The sequence below is a fragment of the Mesorhizobium sp. M7A.F.Ca.CA.004.12.1.1 genome (assembly GCF_003997835.1).
GTDB lineage: Bacteria > Pseudomonadota > Alphaproteobacteria > Rhizobiales > Rhizobiaceae > Mesorhizobium.
The window spans coordinates 1-2,612 of record NZ_RZRK01000842.1 but is presented as its reverse complement, the minus strand read 5'-3'; the positions used below and the strand labels follow the sequence as shown (position 1 = coordinate 2,612).

Sequence of the window (2,612 nt, the reverse complement as noted above, 5' to 3'; positions counted from 1 at the left end):
CCAGAGGGGGCGGTCCGGCTGGGCTCGGCCTGCTGTTGCGGATGACGTTGGCGCTTTACGCGCGGCGACCCCCTCTGTCGTCTCCGTGGCGCTTTGTTCTTGATCTCACGGTTAGTGGCACGCGAATAGGCGTCGAGCGGAGCCGCAGGGTCAGCGCCGGGCGAGGGGGGACGGCACAGACATCGGCGATCCTTGATGCTTGTCCATGAAATCCGCGAAGTCCAGAAGGATGCGGGCGGCGGGGCTCATGAACCGGGCAAGTTCCTTATTGTTTGTCTTGTCGTAGATAGACCCTGCCGAGGAAGGCCGGCTCGCCGGAGCGCCGGCCGCCCAATGAGCCTGCCACCAGCACGACAAGCGTCAGCAAGTACGGCAAAGTCATCATGAGATAGACAGGAACGTCGGCGCCTATGGCTTGTAGTCTAGGCACAAGCGCATCCGCGCTTCCGAAAAGAAGCGCACCCCAGAGAGCTCGAGCCGCGTTCCAGCGCGAAAAGATGACGAGCGCAACGGCAATCCAGCCGCGCGACGCGACCATTCCCTCCACCCAGACATGACTTGTGGCGACTGAGAGATAGGCTCCGGCGAGACCACAAAACAGCCCGGATGCCAGGACAGCCCCGAACTGAACCAGTTGCACGTCGATACCCGCGACATCCGCGGCGGCCGGGTTTTCCCCGACGGACCTCAACCTGAGGCCATGTCGGCTTTTGGAAAGCCACCACCAGAGCGCGCCGACCAGGGTCGGCAGCGCCAGCGTAACCGGGTCCTGCACCGCGAAAATGCGGCCGAATGCCGAACCGCGGTCTATCCCGAAGAGGTCGCCAAGTGTGGAAATGCCAGAAAAGGTCTTCTGCACGTAGGGTCGCCCCACGACCCCGGTGATGCCCAGTCCGATTGCGACGACGGCTAGGCCGGCGAGCGTATGATTGGCGCGCAAGGCGACTGTCGATATTCCAAACAGCAGAGCGAGAGCCATCGCGGCCGCTGAGCCGGCGGCAAGACCAACCCAAGGATCGGCTCCGGAAAGCACCGTCATCGCGCCGGTCATGGCACTGACCGCCATGAGCCCTTCCGCTCCAAGATTGAGAACGCCGGCTCTTTCGCAGATAATGAGGCCGAGGCTCGCCAGCAGCAACGGTGCCGCATAGCTCGGAATGATGGCAATCCAGCCGATCAGAAAATCCATGCAACTGCCCCTTCCTAGTTCTTGGGCCGTTTGAGCGAATAGGAGCTGAAGAACTGCGCCATCAAAATCGACATCAGTACCGCGCCTTGCATCAGCACGATCATCGCTTCGGAGATCGAGTAGAAAACCTTCAGGACATTCCCGGCGGTGAACACCGCGCCGAGCGCGAAAGAGATCACGACCACCCACAATGGCTTCGCGCGGGCCAGGTAGGCGATCACGATCGCGCTGAAGAGATAGCCGTTGCCGACGGACTGGTTGAGGCGGTGCTCCGTCCCCGCCACGATCATCATGCCGGCAACGCCTGAGAGAGCGCCGGAGAGCAGCACGAGCCCCACGGCTATGCTGAGCACCGGCAGGCCCGTGGCGAGCGCGGCCTTGGCGTTGAAACCTACAGCATCCGCGTAGAAGCCGACCCGGCTGTGTTCCATGACGAACCAGATGGACAATGCGATAACGGCGACCAGGAAGATTCCGGCATGCAACTGCCCCCATCCCAGAACGGGAAACCAGCTCGCCTCGGGAAAGGTGGCGGTCACGGGAAAGCTGTTGGAAGGGTCTCTCCAGACCCCGAACAGAAGATGCTGCACGAGCAGAAACGCGACGCTTCCCAGCAGCAGGGTCGAAATAACCTCGTTAACGCCCCACTTGAGTTTCAGAAAAAGCGGAATCGCAATCCAGGCGGCTCCCGCAAGCGCTGCCAGAACGAACATCGTCGGCAACCTCAGCACTTCAGGCCCGCTGCCGTTCAGCGCCACCCAGGTTGACGCGATCGCGCCGAGCCATAGCTGGCCCTCCACGCCGATGTTCCAAAACCGCACGCGCATGGCAACGCCGGAGGCGAGGCCGACTAGCACCAACGGTAAAGCGGCCGTCGCCGTCTGGGAGAGGCCGTCCGAGGTCAGAAAAGTTGCAATCAGGAACTCATCCACAAGAGCGCTTGCCGGCACGCCCGCATGCACGAGCAGCACCGCCGAAACCGTCAGCCCGACCAACAGTCCGCCAACATAACTGAGACTGGTCAACAAGAAGCCGGGATTTTGCCTGCGAACAAGGAAAGCTGTGTCAAGCATGGCCTGCTAAAAGGCCTCCTATCCATTCAGGCGTGACGTCGCCGGTCTGACGGCAGCCGACGATCCTTCCTCTGTTCATGACGGCCACCCGATGGGACAGGGACATGACCTCCTGGAGATCCTCGCTGATCAGAAGGCAGGCCGCGCCGGCTTCCACAGCTCCGCGGATCGCCGATCGGACGAACTCGGCCGCTTTCATGTCCAGCCCGCGAGAAGGGGAATGCGCTATGAGAACCTTCAGGCCGTGATCGAGCTCCCGCGCGAGCAACACTTTCTGCGCGTTTCCTCCCGAGAGCAAAGAGGCCGGCCGTTCCGGCGTCGCGCCGCGGATATCGAACGCATCGATGGCC

The 2,612-nt window shown here is 62.2% G+C and carries 2 protein-coding genes and 1 pseudogene; all 3 read right to left on the bottom strand.

The genetic code is table 11. The annotated features are described in order from the left end of the window. Positions 1-265: 265 nt before the first annotated feature. Entirely contained in the window at positions 266-1,189 is a 924-nt protein-coding gene (locus EN984_RS30545; protein WP_127270303.1) for an ABC transporter permease, read from the bottom strand. 14 nt (positions 1,190-1,203) lie between these two features. Further along, positions 1,204-2,262, bottom strand: coding sequence for an ABC transporter permease (locus tag EN984_RS30540; protein WP_127270302.1), 1,059 nt, complete (start codon positions 2,260-2,262; stop codon positions 1,204-1,206). Next, positions 2,255-2,612 (bottom strand): annotated as a pseudogene (locus EN984_RS30535) (ABC transporter ATP-binding protein); the annotation flags it as partial. The gene EN984_RS30540 and the pseudogene EN984_RS30535, both read right to left, overlap by 8 nt.